The sequence below is a fragment of the Zobellia sp. OII3 genome (assembly GCF_002211465.1).
GTDB classification, from domain to species: Bacteria; Bacteroidota; Bacteroidia; order Flavobacteriales; family Flavobacteriaceae; genus Zobellia; species Zobellia galactanivorans.
On record NZ_MWRZ01000008.1, the window covers coordinates 135,532 to 159,040 of the forward strand.

At 43.9% G+C, this 23,509-nt stretch carries 16 protein-coding genes; 7 read left to right on the forward strand and 9 right to left on the reverse strand.

The genetic code is table 11. From position 1 onward, the window contains the following. The first annotated feature begins 91 nt into the window (after nt 1-91). On the forward strand, nt 92-1,369 hold the full coding sequence (locus tag B4Q04_RS18020; RefSeq protein ID WP_013993842.1) for a replication-associated recombination protein A: 1,278 nt from the start codon (nt 92-94) through the stop codon (nt 1,367-1,369). Here the strand turns inward: B4Q04_RS18020 and B4Q04_RS18025 are convergent. The 7 genes from B4Q04_RS18025 to B4Q04_RS18055 all read right to left on the reverse strand — a co-directional run bounded on the left by B4Q04_RS18025 (nt 1,366) and on the right by B4Q04_RS18055 (nt 8,576). Then, the gene (locus tag B4Q04_RS18025) at nt 1,366-2,214 is read right to left on the reverse strand and encodes a hypothetical protein (protein WP_013993841.1); all 849 of its coding nucleotides are present in this window, start codon (nt 2,212-2,214) and stop codon (nt 1,366-1,368) included. The two genes, B4Q04_RS18020 and B4Q04_RS18025, sit on opposite strands and share 4 nt — an antisense overlap. Nucleotides 2,215-2,328: 114 nt before the next feature. Further along, a complete protein-coding gene (locus B4Q04_RS18030) occupies nt 2,329-3,759 on the reverse strand; it encodes a DUF5723 family protein (RefSeq protein ID WP_088697631.1) in 1,431 nt (476 codons plus the stop codon). Next, complete coding sequence (locus B4Q04_RS18035) at nt 3,756-4,247, reverse strand: hypothetical protein (protein WP_236631045.1); 492 nt, start codon at nt 4,245-4,247, stop codon at nt 3,756-3,758. The genes B4Q04_RS18030 and B4Q04_RS18035 overlap by 4 nt, the downstream gene beginning before the upstream one ends. A 110-nt stretch (nt 4,248-4,357) precedes the next feature. Then, nucleotides 4,358-5,047 (reverse strand): YjjG family noncanonical pyrimidine nucleotidase, encoded by a 690-nt coding sequence (locus B4Q04_RS18040; protein WP_013993838.1) that lies wholly within the window; start codon nt 5,045-5,047, stop codon nt 4,358-4,360. Beyond that, nucleotides 5,040-6,335: a polysaccharide deacetylase family protein gene (locus B4Q04_RS18045; RefSeq protein WP_088697632.1), complete on the reverse strand. Its 1,296-nt coding sequence runs from the start codon at nt 6,333-6,335 to the stop codon at nt 5,040-5,042. Before B4Q04_RS18045 ends, B4Q04_RS18040 begins: the two co-directional genes overlap by 8 nt. Nucleotides 6,336-6,409: 74 nt before the next feature. Then, entirely contained in the window at nt 6,410-7,108 is a 699-nt protein-coding gene (radC, locus tag B4Q04_RS18050) for a RadC family protein (RefSeq protein WP_013993836.1), read from the reverse strand. 109 nt (nt 7,109-7,217) lie between these two features. Continuing rightward, a complete protein-coding gene (locus tag B4Q04_RS18055; protein WP_088697670.1) occupies nt 7,218-8,576 on the reverse strand; it encodes a UDP-N-acetylmuramate--L-alanine ligase in 1,359 nt (452 codons plus the stop codon). A gap of 257 nt (nt 8,577-8,833) precedes the next feature. On the opposite strand from B4Q04_RS18055, the gene B4Q04_RS18060 reads away from it, so the two are divergent. The 6 genes from B4Q04_RS18060 to B4Q04_RS18085 all read left to right on the forward strand — a co-directional run bounded on the left by B4Q04_RS18060 (nt 8,834) and on the right by B4Q04_RS18085 (nt 22,371). Beyond that, complete coding sequence (locus tag B4Q04_RS18060; RefSeq protein ID WP_088697633.1) at nt 8,834-11,719, forward strand: gliding motility-associated C-terminal domain-containing protein; 2,886 nt, start codon at nt 8,834-8,836, stop codon at nt 11,717-11,719. Between the two features lie 3 nt (nt 11,720-11,722). Beyond that, nucleotides 11,723-12,661: a type IX secretion system membrane protein PorP/SprF gene (locus tag B4Q04_RS18065; protein ID WP_013993833.1), complete on the forward strand. Its 939-nt coding sequence runs from the start codon at nt 11,723-11,725 to the stop codon at nt 12,659-12,661. Nucleotides 12,662-12,663: 2 nt separating this feature from the next. Continuing rightward, nucleotides 12,664-14,808 carry an OmpA family protein gene (locus B4Q04_RS18070; RefSeq protein ID WP_088697634.1) on the forward strand — a complete coding sequence of 715 codons (2,145 nt, stop codon included), beginning with the start codon at nt 12,664-12,666 and terminating at the stop codon, nt 14,806-14,808. A 144-nt stretch (nt 14,809-14,952) separates the two neighbouring features. Further along, nucleotides 14,953-15,264, forward strand: a complete 312-nt coding sequence (locus B4Q04_RS18075; protein ID WP_046287899.1) for a cupin domain-containing protein — start codon at nt 14,953-14,955, stop codon at nt 15,262-15,264. A gap of 34 nt (nt 15,265-15,298) precedes the next feature. Further along, complete coding sequence (locus tag B4Q04_RS18080) at nt 15,299-16,084, forward strand: SDR family oxidoreductase (protein ID WP_013993830.1); 786 nt, start codon at nt 15,299-15,301, stop codon at nt 16,082-16,084. Between the two features lie 281 nt (nt 16,085-16,365). Next, nucleotides 16,366-22,371 (forward strand): alpha-2-macroglobulin family protein, encoded by a 6,006-nt coding sequence (locus B4Q04_RS18085; RefSeq protein ID WP_236631046.1) that lies wholly within the window; start codon nt 16,366-16,368, stop codon nt 22,369-22,371. Between the two features lie 13 nt (nt 22,372-22,384). Here B4Q04_RS18085 and B4Q04_RS18090 read toward each other — a convergent pair whose 3' ends face one another. Continuing rightward, on the reverse strand, nt 22,385-22,750 hold the full coding sequence (locus B4Q04_RS18090; protein ID WP_013993828.1) for a hypothetical protein: 366 nt from the start codon (nt 22,748-22,750) through the stop codon (nt 22,385-22,387). A gap of 194 nt (nt 22,751-22,944) precedes the next feature. Then, the gene (locus B4Q04_RS18095; protein ID WP_013993827.1) at nt 22,945-23,466 is read right to left on the reverse strand and encodes a DUF4136 domain-containing protein; all 522 of its coding nucleotides are present in this window, start codon (nt 23,464-23,466) and stop codon (nt 22,945-22,947) included. Nucleotides 23,467-23,509: the final 43 nt, after the last annotated feature.

Consider the following 23,509-nt stretch of genomic DNA (forward strand, 5'->3'; position numbering starts at 1 on the left):
GTACCCAACAGGCTTTATAACTCTTTTGAAAAAGCGTGTTTCCTCTGCTATATGAAACCATCTTCTGCCAACTTTATTATATTTTTGCACCATGAACGAACCTTTAGCCGAACGCATTCGCCCCAAAACCCTAGATGACTACATCAGCCAACACCATTTGATTGGTAAGGACGGCTCATTAACGAACCAAATAAAAAGGGGCATTATACCTTCCCTCATTCTTTGGGGGCCTCCGGGTACGGGCAAAACTACCTTGGCCAACATTATCGCCAACGAAAGCCAACGTCCGTTTTACGTGCTTAGTGCCATCAATAGTGGCGTCAAGGATATTCGAGAGGTAATCGACAAGGCCAAACAAAGTGGGGGACTTTTTACTTCCAAGAACCCTATTTTGTTCATTGATGAGATCCATCGTTTTAGCAAATCGCAACAAGATTCGCTCTTGGCCGCAGTTGAAAAAGGCTGGGTTACCTTGGTAGGGGCCACAACGGAAAATCCGAGTTTTGAAGTGATTCCCGCCCTCCTATCGCGTTGTCAGGTATATGTATTGAACCCTTTTGGAAAAGATGACCTCGAGAACCTTCTTAAAAGGGCCATACAGCAAGACAAATATCTAAAAACAAAAAATATAGAGCTCAAAGAAACCGAAGCCCTTATGCGGCTATCGGGCGGTGACGGAAGAAAATTGCTGAATATTTTTGAACTGGTCGTCAATTCCGAGGCGGGAGATAGCGTTCAGATCACCGACGAGCTGGTAATGAGCAAAGTGCAAAAGAATACGGTACTTTACGATAAAACCGGCGAACAACATTACGATATTATCTCCGCCTTTATCAAATCCATTCGAGGGAGCGACCCCAATGGTGCCGTTTATTGGCTGGCCAGAATGATCGAAGGCGGCGAAGATGTAAAATTCATTGCCCGAAGACTTCTTATTTCGGCCTCTGAAGATATCGGTCTTGCCAACCCTACCGCCTTGGTCATAGCCAATAATGCTTTCCAGGCCGTTACCACCATCGGGTATCCGGAAGCTAGCATTATTTTGAGCCAGTGTGCGGTTTACTTGGCCACATCGCCTAAGAGCAACGCCAGTTATATGGCCATCAAAAAGGCACAACAAAAAGTGAGGGAAACCGGAGATCTTTCCGTACCCCTACCTTTACGCAACGCCCCCACCAAACTAATGAAGGATTTGGGGTACGGTGCCGAATACCGTTATGCACATGATTATGAAAACAATTTTGTAGAAGCCGAATTTCTTCCCGAGGAACTATCAGGGACTCCCTTTTACGAGCCCGGAAACAATTCGCGGGAGAATGCCATTAAAGAATTTTTAAAAAATAGATGGAAGGGTAAATACGACCACTAGAACTTTACGGCCAATTCTTCCGTCTTAAGCTTCCCATCGACGTACTGCTCAAAATACCATTTTCCGCCCTGCTGAAATACCACGCCGTTTTCCCCATCGCCTTCGGCTAAAAAGTAATTGGGCAAGGAAGTCTTAAATATCTTCAGCTGAATTTTAGGGGTACTGTCTACCAATTGAAACCCGTTGGGTATTTCCTGTGCGTAAAGGGTGCCCTTATCCGATTGCGACGCGTTGATAACGACACTTGGGGCAGGAGCTACGGCTTGTGGCGATTGCACTGACTTATAATTGGAAGGTTGTGGCGTATTGTCCTTATAACTTTGGGTTTCCTTAGTGGCCACTTGCTCCACCATGGGCTGTCTGTTCTTTGGTTCGTAAGGCGCCTTCTCCTCAACCTGCTTGACATCATCCTTAAAGCTTACACGAACAGGCTCCGATGTATCGGCCTTTCCATTGTAGCTATAATTCACGGTATCAAAAGATTTGAAAGCGTTTCTCAAGGCCTGGCCATAGGCCAGCTTGTAATCTTTCTCCTTGCTTTTACCTATGGCGGTAGTAAATACCTCTTGCCCCTTGCAATTCTCCAAAACCACTCCCGCCTTGGTAGTGAACATCGATGAATCGTCAATAAGGTTCGCCACTAGGCCCAAACATCTATTGTTGTTCAGTTCGCCGGGCAGTTCATCTTCATAAACGGCTTGAAACCCTTTTTCGGTAAACAGAAATTTTACAAGGGTACTGGTCTGGTATTGGTTCTCTTTTTTAAAGCCATCGAATTTTTTGGGAACGATGATATACTTATAATCGTTCAACTGGTCTTGGGCCATACCGATGAGACTTACCATGAAAAAACAGGTTAGGAATATATACTTCACAATTGTTGTTTTTAATATTTGTAAATAGGAAGATGAAAAAAGCGTGCCAAACCTTGAAGTTGTTCATTTATCGGCTACACCATATCATTTCTTGCCCCAAGATATGATATTTAATCCTAACTGAAAAGAAGCATAATGGCTATTTGCCAAATTGCCGTAAGACAACAGATTATCGGCCATGGCATAAATATTTACCGGTCCTGCCTGTACCGAAAGTCCTAAACCAATATTCGAATAAGAGAACTTATCTATGGTATAGGTGGTTTTAAGGGCCATAAAATTACCGAATCGCCTTTGATAAAAACCCGTCAAGGCCATTTGCGGACCTCTTGGTCTATTTATAATATATAACTGACCACCAACACTGTTCACATATTTGGCCCGTGCTCGGTTGCTTGAAGCATTTACACCACAGGCGCAATTGGCCCTGCTATCAACACGCTCACCAAAATTATAACGTAAAGACCCGTACAATTTTGTAGGCCTAAAGGCTATATAAGCATCTTCATTATCTTCAAAAGGCACAAAATCTTCAACGTCATCCACTAGGTTCTGCCAAAAATCGGCATTGGGATCTGCGGCGGCATCGGGCAAAATAATCCCTATACCTTCAATAGTGGCCTTACCGTTAAGGCTGTAGTTTTTAATATCTTTTGAATGGTAGACAAATCCCAAATCCAAAAGGCTAGCGGTAATAACGGTTTGATCGTTCAGTTGATAGGTAAAACCAAAATCAAGGCCTAGCCCAAGGTTGCCTCCCAAAAGGGCCCTTTTGGCGACAGTGCTTCCCACGGTTCCCTCGTCAACGGCATCCTTTAAGCCGTTAAGTCCTGATGTACGTAATTGCATGTCGGCTTCCACGGTACTGGAATATATATTGTTGACCCCTTCCTTGGTAACAAAAGTACCTTTGTTCTTGGTGGAGTTAAAGTCGAAAATACTGGAATACAATTTACCCCTCACCCCAATCGTAAGATCATTATCCACTTTTTTGTTCAAACCGACGTGAAATACGTTCATTAACTCGCCCCTTGTCTTCAGCTGGCCTAAATCAAAGGGTTGGTTCAGTTTATCGGCATTTCCCTCAAAGGCCAATATGGCGTAATCTTGGAACCAATACCCAATGGCATCGCCTTCAATATACATCCCGGCCGTATAGAAATTATCGGGATTTTTACCACGGAAACCAAAACTTAAAAGTTCAATTTGAAATGTACCGCTCAGCTCATCTCGTGGATTCATGCCGTAAATGGCCCGCTCCCGTATTTTATCATTAATATTCAGACCGTCATCGGCGAAGATATCGTTCACGGAAAGACCACTTAAACCTGCTTGAAGCGACATTCCCGACAATAATGGAACGCCTGCATACCATTGAAAATCGGTATCGACCCCAGGGTTGACCATGGCCGACTGTGGAATCTCGACAAAATCGTACAGAAGCTGCTTGTTCTGACCGTAAACGGCGAAGCCTGCCCAAAAAAGGACTATAAACAGTAGTTTTGAGGCTCTCATTTTATTTCGACTCTGAATTGTCCGCTCGATTTTAAGATGATTTTTGGCTCGGGCTCATTTGAGGTGCTAGTAGTATTTCCTAAATTATTGGCCGTTACGCGTATACTTGAGGTATTCTTTATAATATCTATACTCCGGCCCGAACTTCCATATGCTACATCGCGTTGCAAGCTATAGGGTGTATGGTCTACAGGAATTATTTCCGTATCGAGAACATTATCGTCCGCATCAAGCAATTCTACAGTAACCTGTAGCTCTTTACTAGTCGTATTTTCAACAATATAGGTAATGGTACCATCGAGCACCCGCTTTGCAAAAACATCGGAACTAAAGGCATCAAAATTAAAGTTGCGCGAAAAGATATTTGCCCCATTCGTATCGTTAACCAAAGATTCAGGGGCTTCTACATAAAGAATACTCGCTTCTAGGTTCGGGGTTACCCCAATCTCGTCATATTGGTTAAAATCTTGATCCTCTATACACGACAAAAGTGTCAGGCAAGATAAGGTACAAAGTAAAATGGATTTAATAAATTTTATCATGGCAATACCGAACACAGGCCTTAGTTGGCGCAATTATGGTCTTACCTAATATAACTCTATAAAAAGGTTTTTATTTCGTGTAAATCGTCAATGATTTCACAAAAATCGTGTTTTGGTCCCTGATGTGCGTTAAAGTGAAGCGCATGATAACCTACGGCCTGTGCCCCCAATATATCGGCCTCTAAATTATCGCCTATCATCAAGGAGTTTTCCGGCCTTGTTTCGGCCCTTCTCAACGCCAATTCAAAAATAAAGGGATCGGGCTTTTTTACACCGGCCATTTCCGAATCTATAATTTGGTCAAAGTAGCCGTATATATTTGAATTTTTGAGTTTCTTCTCTTGAACCTCTTGAAAGCCGTTGGTGATAATATGGAGCTTATACTTTGGTTTTAGATAATCTAAAATTTCGGTTACATTGGGAAACAAATGATTGAAAGACGACAGGTATCGGATATACTCATCGGATAATTTGTTTATGGTTTTATCGGGAACAGGATATTTCAAATCATCGAATACCGATTTCAGTCGCTGATACCTCAGATCTTCCTTACTTATTTTTTCTTCCCTATAAAGCTTCCAAAAGGCAAAGTTCGCCGGAATATAAACCTCTAGAAAATCGGGAAGCGCTACCTCAATAGCGTTTTCCTGAAAAATCTTTTCAAAGGTAAGGGCCGAATTCTTCTCAAAATCCCAAAGGGTATGGTCTAAATCGAAGAAAACATCGGTAACTACATTCTTAAACATGACATTGTTTTAAAACGGTTTCATAAAAGTCTTTCCAGTCCATTTTTTCCTCGCCCCCTAGAAGTTCATTAGAAAAAACCGACACAAATTCCCCGTTAACGGATTTGACCTCATCACATATCGTCTGGATTTCCCCTATGATGGCCTTACTGTCATTATGGCCAACAAAAGCGTAATCGTGAAAGGCAAACGAATGTATGCGAATGGGTTGTTGTACCTCTAGATTGATATCGTAAAAATAAAAAGGGGTACACGTACTGGCCCGAAAACCGATTTCGTGGGTATAGCCCATAGTATAATCATCAACAAACTCCGCCTCTACCAAGTTCCTATAGGTATGGGGCAGATCCACGCGATTATAACGCAAACGTGACGAATTTATAGGCCTATTGATTACACTGGTCAACTTTTTCTTCTCTTTCTTCAAAAGATCGATATCGTTAAAGGAGCTATAAGATGCCGCTAGGGCGACCTTACTGTAATCTGCAATGGACTTTATAAGAAAACGGAATTTATTGTTATCGGGAGAAACATTCTTATCGTAAGTGGAGTAGTCGGCAAACTGAAAAAAGAAAATATCCTTTACCCTATATTTTTTATGTAAATCGATGAGGAAGGAAAAGTTATCGTAGGGATCCTTTTCTGGGTCGAACCAAACTTTTAGTCGCTGTGCCACCCGCTTAAACTTTAAAGAGCCCAAGTCATAGAAAAGACCGGCAAGACTGCGTACAACGCCCCTATAGGCAAAGCAATGCGACGTGGTTACATCTATGGCCGATACATATCTGTACTTTTTAGGCTTGCGTTCCATATCAGGAAACCGCGACTTTAATTCATCGAGTAATCTGTAGGCCCAGATATCGACTACCGGCGACCTCAAAAACTTATGTTTATAGGCAAGACTGTCTTTCACCGGGAACCTTTCATGCACATCCTTTACATGGGGCAAGTACTCTTCATAACGGCTCAACAGGTAGAAACTGGCCGAAAATATATCGAAGGGCAGATTGCTGCGCTCGCCTGCCTTAAAAAAACACGGAACCCCGTCCCAATTGGCCACCGAAATATCCAAGTCATTTATACCTTGTTCGAAGAGAAGGTCGTTGCTCCGTACAAAAAATTCGTTTTGCAAAGGCTGTTTGGTATACGTAATCTTAGCCCCCGTATGCTTTATAAAATCTTCGACCTTGGTCGTAAATACAATCTCTATACCCAAAATACGGGTAAATACCTGTTTCATGGTATATCTGAAACGCGGTGTGATCTTATGGGTATAGATAAGTAACATAATCGGTTAAGAGTTCAAATTTCAACTGCTATTGGGCCTTCAGGGCCGATTCGGTTTCAAATGGCAAATAGGCCCTAAAGAATACCTTCATCGGCAAAACTATAATAATCATTCTGGGTAATTATCAAATGATCCAAAACTTTTATATCGAGTGCCGCGGCCGCCTTTTTTAATTTCTGGGTAACCTTGCGGTCTTCCTCGCTAGGCCGCAGTGTTCCCGAAGGGTGGTTATGCGATAGTATCAACCCGACCGCCCCCTGCTCCAAAGCTTGTCGCATTACGATCCTGACATCTACCAAGGTACCCGTCAAACCGCCCTTGCTCAACTGCGCACTGTGCAAAACCTTATTGGCGTTACTAAGGTAGAGAATCCAAAACTCTTCATGCTGCAACTCACCGATTCGGGGATGCAATAAATGGAAAACATCCCTACTACTACTGATCTTCTCGATTTTTTGGGCTTCTTCTCCCCGTCTTCTTCGACCTATTTCCAAGGCCGCCGCTATGGTAACCGCCTTTGCCTCACCGATACCCTTGAACGCCATCAATTGTTTTAAGGATAGTTTACCCAGTTCATTTAAATTGTTATTCGCCGACGCCAAAATTCTTTTGGCCAGCTCAACGGCGCTTTCTTCCCGACTGCCGGAGCCGATTAAAATGGCGACCAGTTCGGCGTCGGATAACACCGACCTTCCTTTTCGGACCAATTTTTCACGTGGTTTATCATCGTCCGACCAATGTTTGATCGAGAACGAGACTGGCTTTTTATGCATGATATAAATATAATAAACTCCAATTCCTTATAAGAGCCCTATACCCCATAAAACCTATAATCACCTAAGCAAGAGCTTCTTTACACCGCGCTCCCTGGCAAAACTTCCGTTACGAAGAGAACTTCCCTTTCAATTCGTTTAGGTCCAATCCCCCATAATTTCCCGAACTCATTAAAAGCAATACCGAGTTGCCGTAATCTTGACCAAAGACAAAGTCTTTAAAATCTGTGGCATTGGTATAAATCTTAAGGTCATTTCGCTCAAAAGCTTCCGAAATTTGTTCGGGAGTGACTTCCTTTAGTTTTTTAATGGCAACGGACTCTGGCAAATAGAAAATCACCGCTTCGTCAGCTGCATCCAATGCCCCTTTGTATTCCTTTAAAAACTCAGGATTAAAACTGCTATACGTATGCAATTCCAAACAGGCAATTAGTTTCCTGTTCGCATATTGTTCCTTTACTGCTTTTGTAGTTGCAGCCACTTTACTTGGTGAGTGTGCAAAATCTTTATACGCTACGGAAGTTTTTCCTTCCGCAATTTTCTCAAGGCGCTTTGACGCTCCTGAAAACGTTGCAATGGCTTCATAGAAATCGTCTTCATCTACGCCCATGTTCTGGCAGATCCACTTGGCTCCTGCCAAGTTGCTCAGGTTGTGCTTCCCAAAGACTTCAATAGGCATTGGCCCTTCTGGGGTCTCTAAAAAAGTGGTACCATCTTCTATCGAATATTCGGGCGTGGTATAAGGTAATTTTCGGATGGCATTTTCCGAAGCCTCGACCACCTTTTTAACTTCGGGATCTTCCTCGTTATAGGTTATGCTTCCTCCTTTGACAATGCTATCCACAAAAATCTGGAACTGCTCTACGTAGTTTTCGAAAGTGGGAAAAACATTGATATGGTCCCAAGCTATTCCACTTAAAAGCGCAATATTCGGTTTGTACAGATGAAATTTGGGTCTGCGGTCTATAGGGGAAGAAAGGTATTCGTCTCCTTCCAAAACCATAAAATCATTATGATCGGTCAGATGCACCATCCGTTCAAAACCCTCCAACTGTGCCCCCACCATAAAATCAACTTCCCTATCGTGATAGTTGAGCACATGAAGAATCATTGAAGTTATCGTGGTTTTTCCATGACTGCCCCCAATAACCACCCGGGTCTTGTCTTTTGAATGTTCGTATAGAAATTCGGGGTAGGAATATAATTTAATTCCCAACTCTTGGGCCTTTAGCAATTCAGGGTTGTCTTCCTTTGCGTGCATCCCCAGAATTACAGCGTCTAAATCTTCATGGATCTTTTCAGGATACCAACCAAAACTTTCGGGAAGGAGGCCCTTTGCTTTCAATCGTGATTTGGACGGCTCAAAAATGACATCGTCACTTCCTGTTACCATGTCACCTTTATGTGCCAAGGACAAGGCCAAATTGTGCATGGCACTACCACCAATTGCAATAAAATGAATCTGCATAAACGCTGTATTTGCAACAAATATAGGCATTGATTTCCCGAAAAAAAATAGCAGAACCAGCTACCGTTCATCCAAGCACCGCCCTGATAAAACCAAGAAAACATCGACAAAATACACTATTTCACATAGCCCCTGCTACGTATTTAATAAGATTCACCCTTCATTTCCCCCTATTGACAACATTTATTCCCTTACACCTAATCGACGAACTACATTTGTTTTCGGACAAAATGCACCTTGTCCCCTAACATCATAAAATGATCGATCGAACTTACACGAGAAGCTTTTTGCAATTGGTACTGCCTTTATGCTTGATCTTATGCTCCGTAAATGCAATGGCGCAATGTGCGGGTATCGATGACTCCATAACCATATGTGAAAAAGATGCCGATGATGCCAATAAAACATTCAACCTTTTTACGGTTTTGGGAGGCACCCCAGACCCTGGGGGCACTTGGTCTACCAACGACCCGGCCAATTTTTATGCCCTAGACCGTAATACCGGTATCGTCAACCTATGGGAAGTTAAAAATTCAGGATCACACGAATTCACCTACACCAATATCTGCGGCGGCGCGGAAGAATCGGCCGTAGTGACCGTAATGCTCGGCGGCTATCCCGGTGAAGATAATATAGACGGTTCCGCAGATGCCTGTGGAGACGACCCCGCGGTAAACCTCCATGGTTTTATTGGGGATGAAACCGAAGGAAAGTTCCAAGATTTCAATGGTACCTGGGATGCGATAACCCCCGAGGCCATTCCCCACTTATCGCTAAACTTTTTCGATGCCGAATCCGCCGGCCCCGGCATTTACGAATTCACCCACACCGTACCCGCCGTAGGCTCTTGCCCTAGTAGGCAGGCTACCTTGCTCCTTGAGGTGCAAAGGCCGGCCAATTCCGGAATCGGCTCTGGACTAACGCTTTGTACCACTGATGATTTATCTGTCTACACTGATTTTGATTTAAATAGTCTTTTAGAAGATGAGGACATCAATGGCACTTGGTCAGAAGGAGCGGAAACAAACCAATTATCTGACCTTACCGACCATAATATAGATATACAGGCTATTAGAGACAACCACATCTACGGCTCTTTTTCTTTTACCTATACCGTATACCCGTCACATGCCGTTTGTGATATACATAGAACAACCGTAGAAATTAATATTCTACCCGCATTTCGCGGCACGATGACAGCACCTAACTTTTGTGAAGGACCACCAAGATACAGAATAGACATTACGGATTATGACGACACATTAATTTCCGATGGTACCTATACCGTTAGCTACAGACTGGATTCTGACAGTGGATTCCAAATAGATGCGGCTCAACTCACATTAAATCCAGACCGAACCGGTTTTTTTGAAGTCGACGCCAATTCTGTTCGAAAAAATGAAACTACTACGCTATCGATTACTTCCTTAGGGTTAGATGTTTGCGCCGATATTCAAATTGCACCGATACAATTTATAGTAACCGAACCTATAGCCAATGTAACCGATACGTGCGAAGGCGATGATGTTCCAGTTACTTTAAGCGATATTTTTGACCCATCCTTTACCCGGGCAAACGGCACTTACGATGTAAATTATACCATTACCGCACCCAGTGGAACGGAAACTGCACATATTGCAAGCACCATTACCTTCAATTCTGGCAGTGCAGAGTTTGCTATACCTGCTTCCCTAATTACAGAATCCGGAGAATACGATTTTGATTTTGAAGTGGATAACGGGTTCCCAATGGAATGTGACATTACCAGTACTGCAATAATTACCGCTATACCAGAAGCAATACAGTTAGATGTAGTGGTAGATAATTCATGTAACGCTACAGGTATTGACGTTTTAGTAACGGCCCCTACCCTGGTAGACGGAGCATATATCGTTACTTATGAAGTTGTTTCACAAGAAACCAATGCCGTTTTAATAGATAATACCATTAATTTCTCTGGCGGTACCGCAGATTATCAAATTGATGTAGCCACCCTAGAACAAGGCAATTACACCATAACCGTAAAAAGCACACAGAACGATACGACGCCTTGCAGGACCCAATTTGATTTTGAGGTCAACGAAAACTTTGCCATAGAAGGCGTACCGGCCCTACCGGAAGCCGAACCCTTACAAACCCTTTGTCTTGCCTCTTTTGCCCCAGCCTTACCGACCCTTCAGGATATTGTTGTAGAAGCCAACGGTGAAATTCTTTTCTATGATACCGCCGAGGATCTAGACATTCTTCCCTTGGATACCCAACTCGTAGATGGGGAAGATTACTTTATATCGAACATTGATCCGAACAACAATTGTGAAGGTTCTGACCGAATTCAGGTTACCGTTTCGCTCTCCGACCCCGAAATGCCCACATTAGTAGAAGGAAGCCCGGCATTCTGTGGTTCCGAAAACCCTACGGTCGGCCTTTTAAACACTAGCGTAGCCAGTAGCGACGGTATTGTCTGGTACGATTCGGCTATTGGCGGAAACGTTCTCGACAACAACGAGACCTTGACCCATGGCAAGAGTTATTTTGCCGCTACGGAGGTCAGCGGAAAATGTCAAAGCTCCGGACGTATAGAAGTTATCCCTATCGTTTACGAGCTCGAGGCCGCTTCCCTTGAGTTTTCAACACTGGCCCTTTGTGGATTGGACGAGCCTACCATAGCGAACCTACGTGAGGCCGAAAGCAATAACCCTTACGACGTGCTCTGGTACGACACCCCTGAAAACGGTTCTCCCCTCGATGGAAGCACTTTACTGGTTAGCGGTACCACTTATTACGCCGAAAGCTACAACCCTGATACCGGCTGTATGAACCCTGATAGAAAGGCCATAACCGTTGACCTTACCAATTGCGATCCCGAAGATTACGGTTTTTTCGTCCCCGACGGGTTTTCACCTAACGGCGATGGCAGAAACGACACCTTTTTTATACCGAACATCGAAGTCATATTTCCCGAATTTACACTTGAAATCTTAAACCGTTACGGTACCACCCTTTTTAAGGGAGACCAAAACAACCCCGCTTGGGATGGTAAAAATGGAAGCGGAACGGCCCCGAACGGAGTGTATTTCTACATCATAAATTATAACAAAGAAGGACATACCCCAGTACAGGGCCGATTGTACCTCAACCGCTAAACCATGAAAGAAATAAAACGCTATTTTATTTTTCTGATGTTGGTATGTGCTGCGGCCCATGGGCAACAAGACCCTCAATACACGCAGTATATGTACAACATGAATGTTGTAAACCCTGCGTATACCACCAACGAATTAGGAATGCTTAACTTTGGTGCCCTCTATCGCTCACAATGGAAGAATGCCGTAGGGAGTCCTAAAACATTGACTTTCTTTGCCCATGCGCCTATGAGCGACAAGATAGAGATGGGCCTCTCGTTTATCACCGATAACATTGGGGACGGTGCCCTAAAGGAAAATAACATCTATGCCGATTTTGCCTATATCCTAAAATTGGATGAAAAAAGTAACCTGTCCCTGGGTTTAAAAGGAGGCATTACCACTTTCGAGACCAATTTCAACGGTTTTATGCTTCCTGAGTTTCAAGACGATCCCGCCTTTAACGAAAACCTCAACAGCACTTTTCCGAATGTAGGCGTAGGCGCTTTTTATCATAGACAGAATTTCTATGCCGGAATTTCCGCCCCGAACCTATTGACGACGAAGCATCTGGAAAACAAAGACGGTATCAACCGCATCGGTTCTGAAAAAATACATTTTTTTATGACTTCGGGTTATGTTTACGAACTGAACCCCGACCTGAAATTAAAACCTTCGGTATTGGCCAAAATGGTTCAGGGCGCCCCGTTGACTTTCGACCTTTCGCTTAACGCCCTTTTTCTAAACCGCTTTGAAGGCGGATTGTCGTATCGCTTGGAAGACTCGGTAAGTGCCATGTTCAATATTGCCGCCACACCGGCTTTGCGTATTGGCTATGCCTACGATTACACCCTATCGAACCTAAGCACCTACAGCTCCGGTTCCCATGAAATTTTCATCCTTTTCAATCTCGATCTATTGGGCCTGGGCAAAGGATACGACAAATCCCCAAGATTCTACTAAACATGAAAAAAATACTCTTCATATGTTTTATTCTGGGGCTTACGGTACCGACCTTTGCCCAGCAAGAACTTAAACGCGCCGACACCTATTTCGAACGTGCTTACTATAGTGACGCCATTCCCCTATACGAACAATTATTGCCCCGCAACAAGAGTTCAAAACTCATAAAAAACCTGGCCGATTGCTATTACCACACCTTCGACATGAAGTCGGCCGCCCGTTGGTACGGCTATCTTGTGTCCAACTACGGGGAAAACCTTGATGAAAGCTACTATTTTAAGCTCAACCAATCGCTAAAGGCCATTGGGGAATACGAAAAAGCCCAACAAACACTGTTGCATTTTTATACCGAACAGGATCAAGGCGACAAGGCATCACAGCTAGCCGAAGACTTCACCTATATTGAAAATGTTCGCGCCATAGGTGACCGTTTTAAAATTAAAAACCTTAACCTCAACACGGCAAGCTCTGAATTCGGGGCGGCACGAATAGATTCAAACCTGATCTATAGCGCTTCTCGAAAACAAACTTCCGCCCTGTCCAAACTATACCGATGGAACAACGAAAACTACCTTGATATCTATTCCCATCCTATCGATAAAATCGGTATGGGCGACAGCTTAAGTACCTCCCTAAGCAACACGATCAATTCAAAAATGCACGAAGGCACCTTTGCCATTACCAAGGATAGAAAAACAATATATTTTACCAGAAACAGTAAAAAGAAGACCGAAGACGATAAAGTCAGCAACCTAAAGATCTACCGTGCCGAATATATCGATGGCGCTTGGAAAAACGTCATAGCCCTCCCCTTCAACAGTGACGATTTCTCTACGGAACACCCCGCTTTGAGTCCTGATGAAACCAAACTCTATTTCTCATCGGACCGCGAAGGCGGTTTTGGGTCGTTCGACCTATATATGGTCAGTATCCAGAAGGACGGTTTCTTTGGAAGCCCTATTAATTTAGGAAAGGAAATCAATACCGATAAGAAAGAGCAGTTTCCGTTTGTGGACAACAACGGCAACCTCTATTTTGCCTCTAACGGCCACCCCGGTTTCGGCCTATTGGATGTTTTTGTTTCCAAGAAAGAAAACGGAGGTTTCGCAAAACCCGATAACCTCGGACTCCCCGTAAATAGCGGTTACGACGATTTTTCCTTGTCATTGGACCGCGATTCCGGCAGCGGTTATTTTTCTTCGAATCGACCTAGCGGGAAAGGGAGCGACGATATCTACTCCTTTTCGGAAACGAAGCCCTTGGTCATAGAGGATTGCAAACAGTTCGTTGCCGGTATTTTGACCGACAAAACTACCAAGCTCCCCTTGCCCGGCGCCTATATCGAGCTTGTAGATGGCAACGGAAAGCTTATCGAAAAAATAAGGACGGCCAAGGATGCCTCGTTTAAATTTCAGCTTACCTGCTCCAGCGAATACCGTATAAAGGCCTATAAGGAAGGATATGAAGACAATTCAAAAAATATTTTTTCAGATACCGAAAGAAACGCCGTAAAAGACGGTTCCCTTTCGCTATATTCCATTGAAGAACGGGAAGCGCAAAAGACAAAAGAGCTACTCGCCCAAAAAGAAGCAGCCGAAAAAGAAGCCTTGGCCCAGATAAAAAGACAAAAAGAGCAAGAAAAAGCCGCGGAACTCGAACGGATCAAAAAAGGGCAAGAAATGGCCCTCAAGCAAAAGGCCGACCAAGAAAAGGAAAAACGGGAGCGTCTGAAAAAAATCGATGAGATCATTGCAAAAGAGGATGCCATTATCAAAGAAAAGAATCGCATCGTTATCAAGACCGAGGAAATCCATTTCGACTATAGCCTCTGGTACTTACGACGTGAAGCGCGTCAACGTCTGGCAAAGGTCATTGCCATCATGAAACAAAACCCAGGCATGGTCATCGAAATAGGCACCCATACCGATATTCGGGGCAATGCGGAATACAACCGCGACCTCTCCCAAAAACGGGCCGATTCGGCAAAGGAATTTATGGTCAAGAACGGTATAGCCCCAGAGCGGGTCATTGCCAAGGGCTATGGCGAATCTAAGCCCATTGTAAAATGCGAAACCGAAGAAAGTTGTACCGAAGAAGACCATGAGTGGAACAGAAGGTGTGAACTTGTCGTCGTAAAATGGGAATAAGCCTTAAATAAAACACCCGTAGAAGTACAAGTTTACACAAACAATAATTACCATCCTAAACTTTGCCCCAAATCAGAAAATATGGTTTGGGGCTTTTTCATTTCTGTAGGTATTCTTTATATCTTCGTTAGACAATACTACGTTATGAACCTATCCGATATTCCTTCAAAGGAAATTATGCCGGGCTACCACGGTAAACTGGTGCATTCAGAAAATATGTCCATAGCTTTTTGGACAGTGGAGGAAGGGGCCGAAGTACCCGAACACTCGCATATGAACGAGCAAATAATGCACATACGGCAAGGCCGTTTTGAATTTACGCTCGATGGAAACACAAAAATTTACGAGGCAAACGACATCGTTATCATACCGCCCCATAGCCCCCATAGCGGCAAGGCCCTCACGCCCTGCAAACTTATAGACGTGTTTAGCCCCGTACGGGAAGCATACCGATAAAAACAGAATTAAAATCCCAAAAAAATCTTACACTATGAATATCTCTTTAAAAGGAAAAAACGCATTAGTAGGCGGCAGCTCAGGTGGAATAGGCAAGGCCATAGCCCAGCAACTGGCCGAAAGCGGGGCAAATGTAACCCTCATGTCAAGAAGTGGGGAAAAGCTCAAAAAAATAGTACACGAACTACCGACCGACCAAGGCCAGGAACATAGCTATTTGGTGGTCGATTTTTCAGATTTTCACGGCTACCGCGAAACCATATATCACTATTTTGAAAACCACAATATCGATATCTTGGTCAACAACACCCAAGGTCCCTCAGCCGGAAGCGCCCTGGAAAAACAGACTTCCGATTACCAAGAAGCCTTCGACCTCCTATTTAAGACCGTATCCTACACTACCGAACTGGCGCTGGAACACATGAAGAATAACAAATGGGGCCGGATCATAAACGTCGCCTCTGTTTCGGTAAAGGAACCCTTGTCGTATTTGGCGCTTTCAAACACCATCAGGGCCGCCGTAGTTACCTGGGCCAAATCATTGGCCAATGACGTGGGACCTTACGGAATAACCGTAAACAGTGTACTTACGGGCTACTTCGACACCGAACGTATCACTCAACTTAACGCAAAAAAAGCGGAGCAATTGGGCATTTCGGAAGACGAAGTACTTGCCGATATGGAGTCTAGAGTCCCGGTCAAGCGTATTGGAGACCCAAAAGAATACGGGTATCTCGCCACTTTTTTGGCCTCAGACCAAGCTGCCTATATCACCGGCACCCAAATACCTATTGATGGTGGACTCTTAAAAAGTTTATAACCGCTCCCCCTGTAGTCCCTTATTCTATCGACTAGAAGGAAAGATGGTCTTATAAAGAGAAAAAAATACAGGCATTAAAACCTAATATTTTAAGGCATCAGCACGTTAGGATTTTAAATTGTAAGTTGTTTCCTATTGTTCAAAACATCCTATTCCCTAACCCAATGCCCTCGTTCACTCATTTAGCGTTTTGCTTGGCACTGATTTTGCCCAGTTTTGTTCTATAATCTTATACTATGAAAAAATTGTCCTTGATATTTACCCTAATCCTTTTTTCGCAAATGCTACCAGCACAAGACAACGGAGATTCCTATACATCGCTTTGGAAAAGCGTGCAAAAACTCGAGAGCGAGGCGCTGACCAAGTCAGCCTTAAAAGTTGTGGAAAGTATTTCCGAAAAGGCGAAAAAAGAAAAGAATCCAGAACAGATCGTAAAGGCTTTACTGTTTACCTCCAAATATGCCATGACCTTGGAGGAAGACGCCCAGCTGAACATCATCAACCGTTTTAAATCGGAAATCGAAACAGCCGATTTCCCTACGAAAAACATCCTAGAGAACTATTTGGCGAATCTCTACTGGCAATATTTCCAAAACAACCAATATCTATTTTACGACCGTACCACTACCGAAACCAAGGTAGACAGCATCGATTTTCGCACATGGGACCTCACTACCCTATTCCATGAAATAGACATTCACTTTAAGGCTTCCCTTGAAAACAAAAACAAGCTTCAAAAGACCGGTTTAGAAAGCGTCAAAGAATTATTGAGCCAACAGGAAAACTCGGAGACCTTCCGCCCTAGCCTTTACGATTTGCTTGCCCATACGGCACTTCAATTTTATAAGACCACCGAAACCGCGATTACCCGACCCGCCGACAAATACGAAATCAACGATCCGGAAACCTTATGCGAAGCCTATCAGTTTGTGCATCATGACTTGAGCACAAAAGACGAAACTTCGTTACAGGCGAAAGCCCTGCAGACCTATCAAGAACTTATACGTTTTCACTTCGATGACCCCAAATTGGAACCTTTGGTCATGGTCGATATCGAGCGTATGAATTTCGTATACCGGAACGCCACTTTCCCCAACAAGGATACCTATTACGAGGAAACCTTAAAAAATTCGGTAGAACACCTAAAGCACCATGAACTTTCTGCGCTCTACAACTATGAACTGGCCGCACTGTACAACATTCAGGGGCAAACTTATCATTCTAAAACCAACAAGGAAATCCGCTGGAAAAAGAAGGAAGCACTAAGCTTATGCGATAAGGTTATTGCCGAATTCCCAGGTAGTATGGGCGCCGAAAAATGCAAGGCGCTACGGTTGGAGATCCTGGCCCCTGGTCTTTCCCTTGTAACGGAAAAGCATATTCCGGTAAACCAGCCCGCAAAACTATTGGTCAATTATAAAAACCTAACGGAACTACAACTGACCGCCTATAGGGTCAACAACGACCAAATCAAGAAACTACAGGATCTTTACCCACAAGACGAGCAATACGACTTTATTCAAACACTGAAACCGGCAAAAACTTGGTCGGCTCCATTGAAAAATGAAAAAGACTATCAACAGCATAGCATAGAGGTATTGCTTCCGCCACTGGAAAACGGACAGTACATCATCTTAGCTTCTCCGGAAAAGAAAAGCGATGAAAATTTTGCCTTTAGTCACGTTCAAGCGACCAATATGGCCTTGACGGAAATCAGTAGCAACACGGAACAACGCTACCAAATCATCGACAGGACTACAGGCCTCCCCATTTCAAACGCAAAATTGAGGTTTACCTATCTTAAAAATTACAACAAACCTTATCTGACCAAGACGAAACATACCGATAAAACAGGGTTTGTAACCCTAGCCCTAACCGATGACTATTGGAACGATGTAAATATTGAAGTGAAGTATAATGGCGAGACCGCCTTCTTTGGGGAATATTATGTAAACAATAAGCGTATAGAGTACAAAAACAACGATGCTCAAAAACGTCTCTTTCTATTTACCGACCGAAGCATATACCGACCGGGACAGCCCGTTTACTTCAAAGGGATCCTTATGGAAACTTTTGGGGGAAAATCAGAGGTTGTAGCGAATGAAGCCGTCACCGTAGGCCTTTATGACGTGAATGGCCAAAAAGTATCGGACCTTGAGTTCACCACCAACGAATTCGGTTCTTTTAACGGGGAATTCATCTTACCGAATTCAGGGTTGACAGGTGATTTCCATATAACAGCCGATAACCTTTCAAAAACGGCCGGGCACACCCAATATTTCTCCGTGGAGGAATACAAGCGCCCTAAATTCGAAACCTCGTTCAAGCCCGTCACCGAAAGCTATAAAGTAAACGACAGTATTACCGTTACCGGTGTCGCTACAGCATATGCCGGAAGTAAAATTACCGATGCCAAAGTGAGCTATCGCGTAAAACGGGCCGTGTATTTTCCTCGTTGGTTCTATTGGCGCATGCCCTATTACAATACCTCTCCCCAAGAAATAACCCAAGGTGAAACAACTACGGATGCTTCGGGCAACTACGACATCACCTTTAAGGCCATCCCCGACAACAGTGCGTCAAAAGAAGCCCTGCCCACCTTCAATTATGAAATTACGGCCGATGTTACCGACCTCAACGGAGAGACCCACAGCACCACTACCTTTGTTTCGGTAGGCTACCATTCGGTAGTTGCCCATATCGATGCTCCCGAGCAGTGGGACAAGGTCAAAAACGAAGATCAAATACACATTTCCACCACAAACCTTAACGGACAGCCCGTTCCTTCAAAAGGAACATTGAAAATGTACAAACTACAGGCCCCCGACCAAGTTTTACGAAACAGGCCATGGCCGGCGCCGGACTATAAAAATTGGAGCAAGGAAGAATACCGTACCTTGTTTCCTCATGAGGCTTACGACGGAGAGGACAAGGCCGTAAACTGGGACAAAGGCAAACTGGTCTGGCAAACCGATTTCGATACTGAAAAATCTACGCAGTTCAGCATCAAAAACCTTAAAAACTATACATCGGGAAAATATATCATAGAACTTGAAACCAAGGATAAATTCGGCCAACTTGTTCAAGAAAAGGCAATAACCACGCTTATTGGCGAAAACGACAAGCAACTAGCGGACAACGGCTTGTTCGATATCAAAACGAACAAACAGCGCTATAACGTTGGCGACAAGGTAGAAGTTACACTTTACTCCAATTCAGAAGATCTGACCGTAACGGTTTTTGTTGAAAAAGGGAGAAAGCTTGTCGACATCCACAAAGTACGTTTGAGCCAAAACTCAAAGTCTATCAGTATACCCGTTACCGAGGATGATTTGGGGGGCTTCGCCATCAACTATATGTATTCTGCCTATAATTCATTTCAATCGGGCAATCTTTCGGTAATCGTACCTTATCCTGAAAACCAACTCGAAATTGAAACCACCACTTTTAGGGATAAATTGCAACCCGGAACCGATGAAACCTGGTCGTTTAAAATAAAGGGGCCTGAAGGCGAAAAAACATCGGCAGAGCTTTTGGCCAGCATGTACGACGCCTCCTTGGATGTTTTTCGATATCATTCATGGAATTTCAATCCGCTTGCACGCCGTTCGTATTACGCTTCCCTCTATGCCAACGCCCGTACAAGTTATGGAACAAACTCCTTTCGCTCCTATCTTTATATACCTCAGCATGGCTACCCTTACCAAGGATACGACTCCTTTAACTGGTTTGGATTACAATTTAGGCACACCAACTATTATCGCAACTCCTTATCGAGAAAAATGTCGATGCATGAAGAAGCTCCCCTAGGTATCATGGCTGAGGAGTCAGAATTGGAAGATGTTGCCGAAATATCGGCCCAAGCTCCCCAAGCGGACGAAATGGATAAGGCGGCCCTTACTCCGGCACAAGCACAAGTGCAACCCGGTTCAAAAAACGATCCGGAAGCCGTACAAATCCGTAAAAACCTTCAGGAAACCGCCTTTTTCTTTCCTGAACTACGCACCGATAAAGAAGGTAATGTTTCTTTTAACTTCACTACGCCAGAAGCCCTTACCAAATGGAAATTGCAATTGATAGCACATACCAAATCTTTGCAGAGTTCGGTAAGGACCCTTCAGACCGTTACCCAAAAAGAATTGATGGTCATACCCAATGCCCCGCGCTTTCTACGGGAAGGCGACAAGATTACCATAAGCAGTAAAATTGCGAACCTAAGCGACAAAAAATTATCGGGACAAGCCCAATTGGTTCTCGTTGATGGTATTTCGGGAAAGGATATTTCCGATCAACTTTTAAATGCAAAGACCGAACATGCCTTTACGGTAGATTCCTTAGGAAACACCCAGGTGTCATGGCAATTGCACATACCCGAAAACCTACAGGCGGTCCAATACACCGTAATAGCCAAGGCAGGAAATTTTAGCGATGGCGAACAAAGCCTACTTCCTGTATTGACCAACCGCATGCTGGTGACCGAGACCCTTCCCCTATGGGTACGAAGCAACCAGACCAAAACCTTTGTTCTGGACAAGCTAAGGGACCACACCTCGACCACCCTTAAAAACCACAAACTTACCCTTGAGGTGACTTCCAACCCAGCATGGTATGCCGTACAGGCCCTCCCCTATCTGATGGAGTACCCTTACGAATGTAACGAGCAAACCTTTGCCCGATATTACGCGAACAGTTTGGCAAGCCACATTGCAAATTCGAACAAAAGAATTAAGGAAGTATTCGACCAATGGGCCAATTCCGATGCCCTGATCAGCAACCTTGAAAAAAACCAAGAGCTGAAATCGCTCTTAATCCAAGAAACCCCATGGCTAAGGGATGCCCAATCGGAAATGGAACAGAAAAAACGCATTGCCCTCTTGTTCGACCTCAACAAAATGAAGAACGAACAGGCCAATGCCCTGAACAAACTCCAACAAAACCAAATGTCCAATGGGGCGTGGTCCTGGTTTAATGGTGGGCGTGAAAACCGCTTTATCACCCAACATATCGTTACCGGACTTGGTCACTTGGAAAAACTTTCCGTCGTGCCCCAAGAAAGAGCCAAACAAGACGAAATGATCGCCAAGGCAGTCCATTATTTAGATGATGCCTTTGTAAAGGAGTACGAAAACATGAAGAAATATGCTACCAATCTCAAGAGCGATCATCTAAGCCAGTCGCAAATCCATTATTTGTATATGCGCAGTTTCTTCAATGACATTAAAACCTCTAAGAAAGTCGACAAAATCAGGTCTTATTACCTAGACCAAGCCCAAACATATTGGACCAACAAAGCGCTTTATACAAAAGGGATGTTGGCCTTAATATTGAATAGGACGGGCGACACTACCACTTCCAAGAAGATCCTAAGGTCGTTAAAAGAGAACAGCATCGTTTCGGAAGAACTCGGTATGTATTGGAAGGAAAATACGCCTTCATGGTACTGGTACCAAGCCCCTATTGAAACACAGGCGCTCTTGATCGAGGCTTTCGGGGAAATTGAAGGCGACATAAAGACCATTGACAACCTTAAGATTTGGCTCTTAAAGCACAAGCAAACCAACCAATGGTCTACCACGAAATCTACCACCGATGCAGTTTATGCCCTATTGCTTCAAGGTAGCGACTGGCTTTCGGTGACCGATGCCGTAGACGTTCGCTTGGGAGGCACCGAAATCCGCCCCGAAAAGTTGGAAAACACCAAAGTCGAAGCCGGAACAGGTTATTTTAAAACTTCTTGGAACACCAATGAAATAAAACCAAAAATGGCAGAGGTACAGCTCAGCAAAAAGGGCGATGGTATCGCTTGGGGTGCCCTATACTGGCAATATTTTGAAGATTTGGATAAAATAACTTCGGCCGACACCCCCCTAAAACTCAAGAAAAAGTTGTTCCTAAAAAAGAATACCGATACGGGCGAGAAAATTTCGGAAATTACCGATGCCACGCCATTACAAGTAGGCGACTTGGTACGCGTACGAATCGAACTGCGTTCTGACCGCGATATGGAATTTGTTCATATGAAGGATATGCGTGCCGCAGGTTTTGAACCCTTGAATGTAATTTCGAGATACAAATGGCAAGATGGTTTAGGGTATTATGAAAGTACAAAAGACGCCAGCACCAACTTCTTTTTCGACTATCTACCCAAAGGGGTATTTGTTTTCGAATACGACTTAAGGGTAAACAACGCCGGGGAATTCAGCAATGGCATTACAACGATCCAAAGCATGTATGCCCCCGAGTTTTCAAGTCACTCAGAAGGTGTTCGGGTAAGTGTCGACAACTAATGAACCGAACGAATTACACGCCTGAAGTAGGCCAGAGTATCTTATAGAGGACAACGCCCAAAATAAAGCCGGTACCCAGACCACAAAGAACGACCATAATAAACAGCTGATGGGACGGCTTTTGGGACAGTCTATTGACCAACGATACGGGTGAGCCGTTCTTTCGAATCTCAAAACGATTCAATTTCTCACCGTAGGATATGTCACGCTGGGCGATGCGATACCTGTTTTCCCCAATCGTAAACAAATGCTCTACCCCTACTTCATATGCTTTTTTAGAAACGGTCTTGCCGTTCAGAAGGATTTTTTCCTTTCCAAAAAAAGTATGCACCACTTCGATCTTATGGTTATCAATATAATAAAGGGCACGCTTTGACATTAGGAAAATCTCCTTTTTAAGTTCATTTTGGGGGGTTGAAAACAGCCTTCCAACACATATATCACAGGCTCTTTGCTTGTAGCCCGGAAAACACGAATTGAAAGAAGGTTCGAAAATATGGAATAATAAATTACCTACACAGGAAAGTTTTTAACACTAGGGGAGATACTTGTTTCTAAGAAGCTAACCGCTCTCTATTTTTTGGGGGGATATTTTGAAAAAACCTTGGCGGCCAAGGCACGCAATTTTTCCTCACGCTCTTCAGGGCTTATGTTTTCCTTGAAGGTGCTTTGGCCCTGGCCTTGCCAAAAGAGCTCATCTTTTTTGGTATCGACAAAATCGAAACGTATTTCGCGTTCCATTTTAGGTTGCCCAACGGGTATACCTACCGATACGCCACCACCTACACTGCGGCCCGTACCCCCGACACCTACTCCCACAGTATTACTCCTGGGCGCCTGAAACGAATTGCTCTCTATATTGATGAAAAAATCAGGGTCTTCCGAAAAACGTATGCCCTTCAACTGCATTTCGGAGTTTACGGCATCCAATAGGCGTTTGGCATCGAGTTCGCTCAATCCCGTATCCATATCCGGATAATAGTTGTACGTGCTATAATTGGTGAAATCGGTATTCTTATCATAATCATAGTTTACCCGGATCGCGTTACACGAGGCCAAAAACAGAACCAATACAAAAGTAAAGACATTTTTCATCGTCTCGATTTAAAGTAAATATAGGTAATTTATCAGGACAACA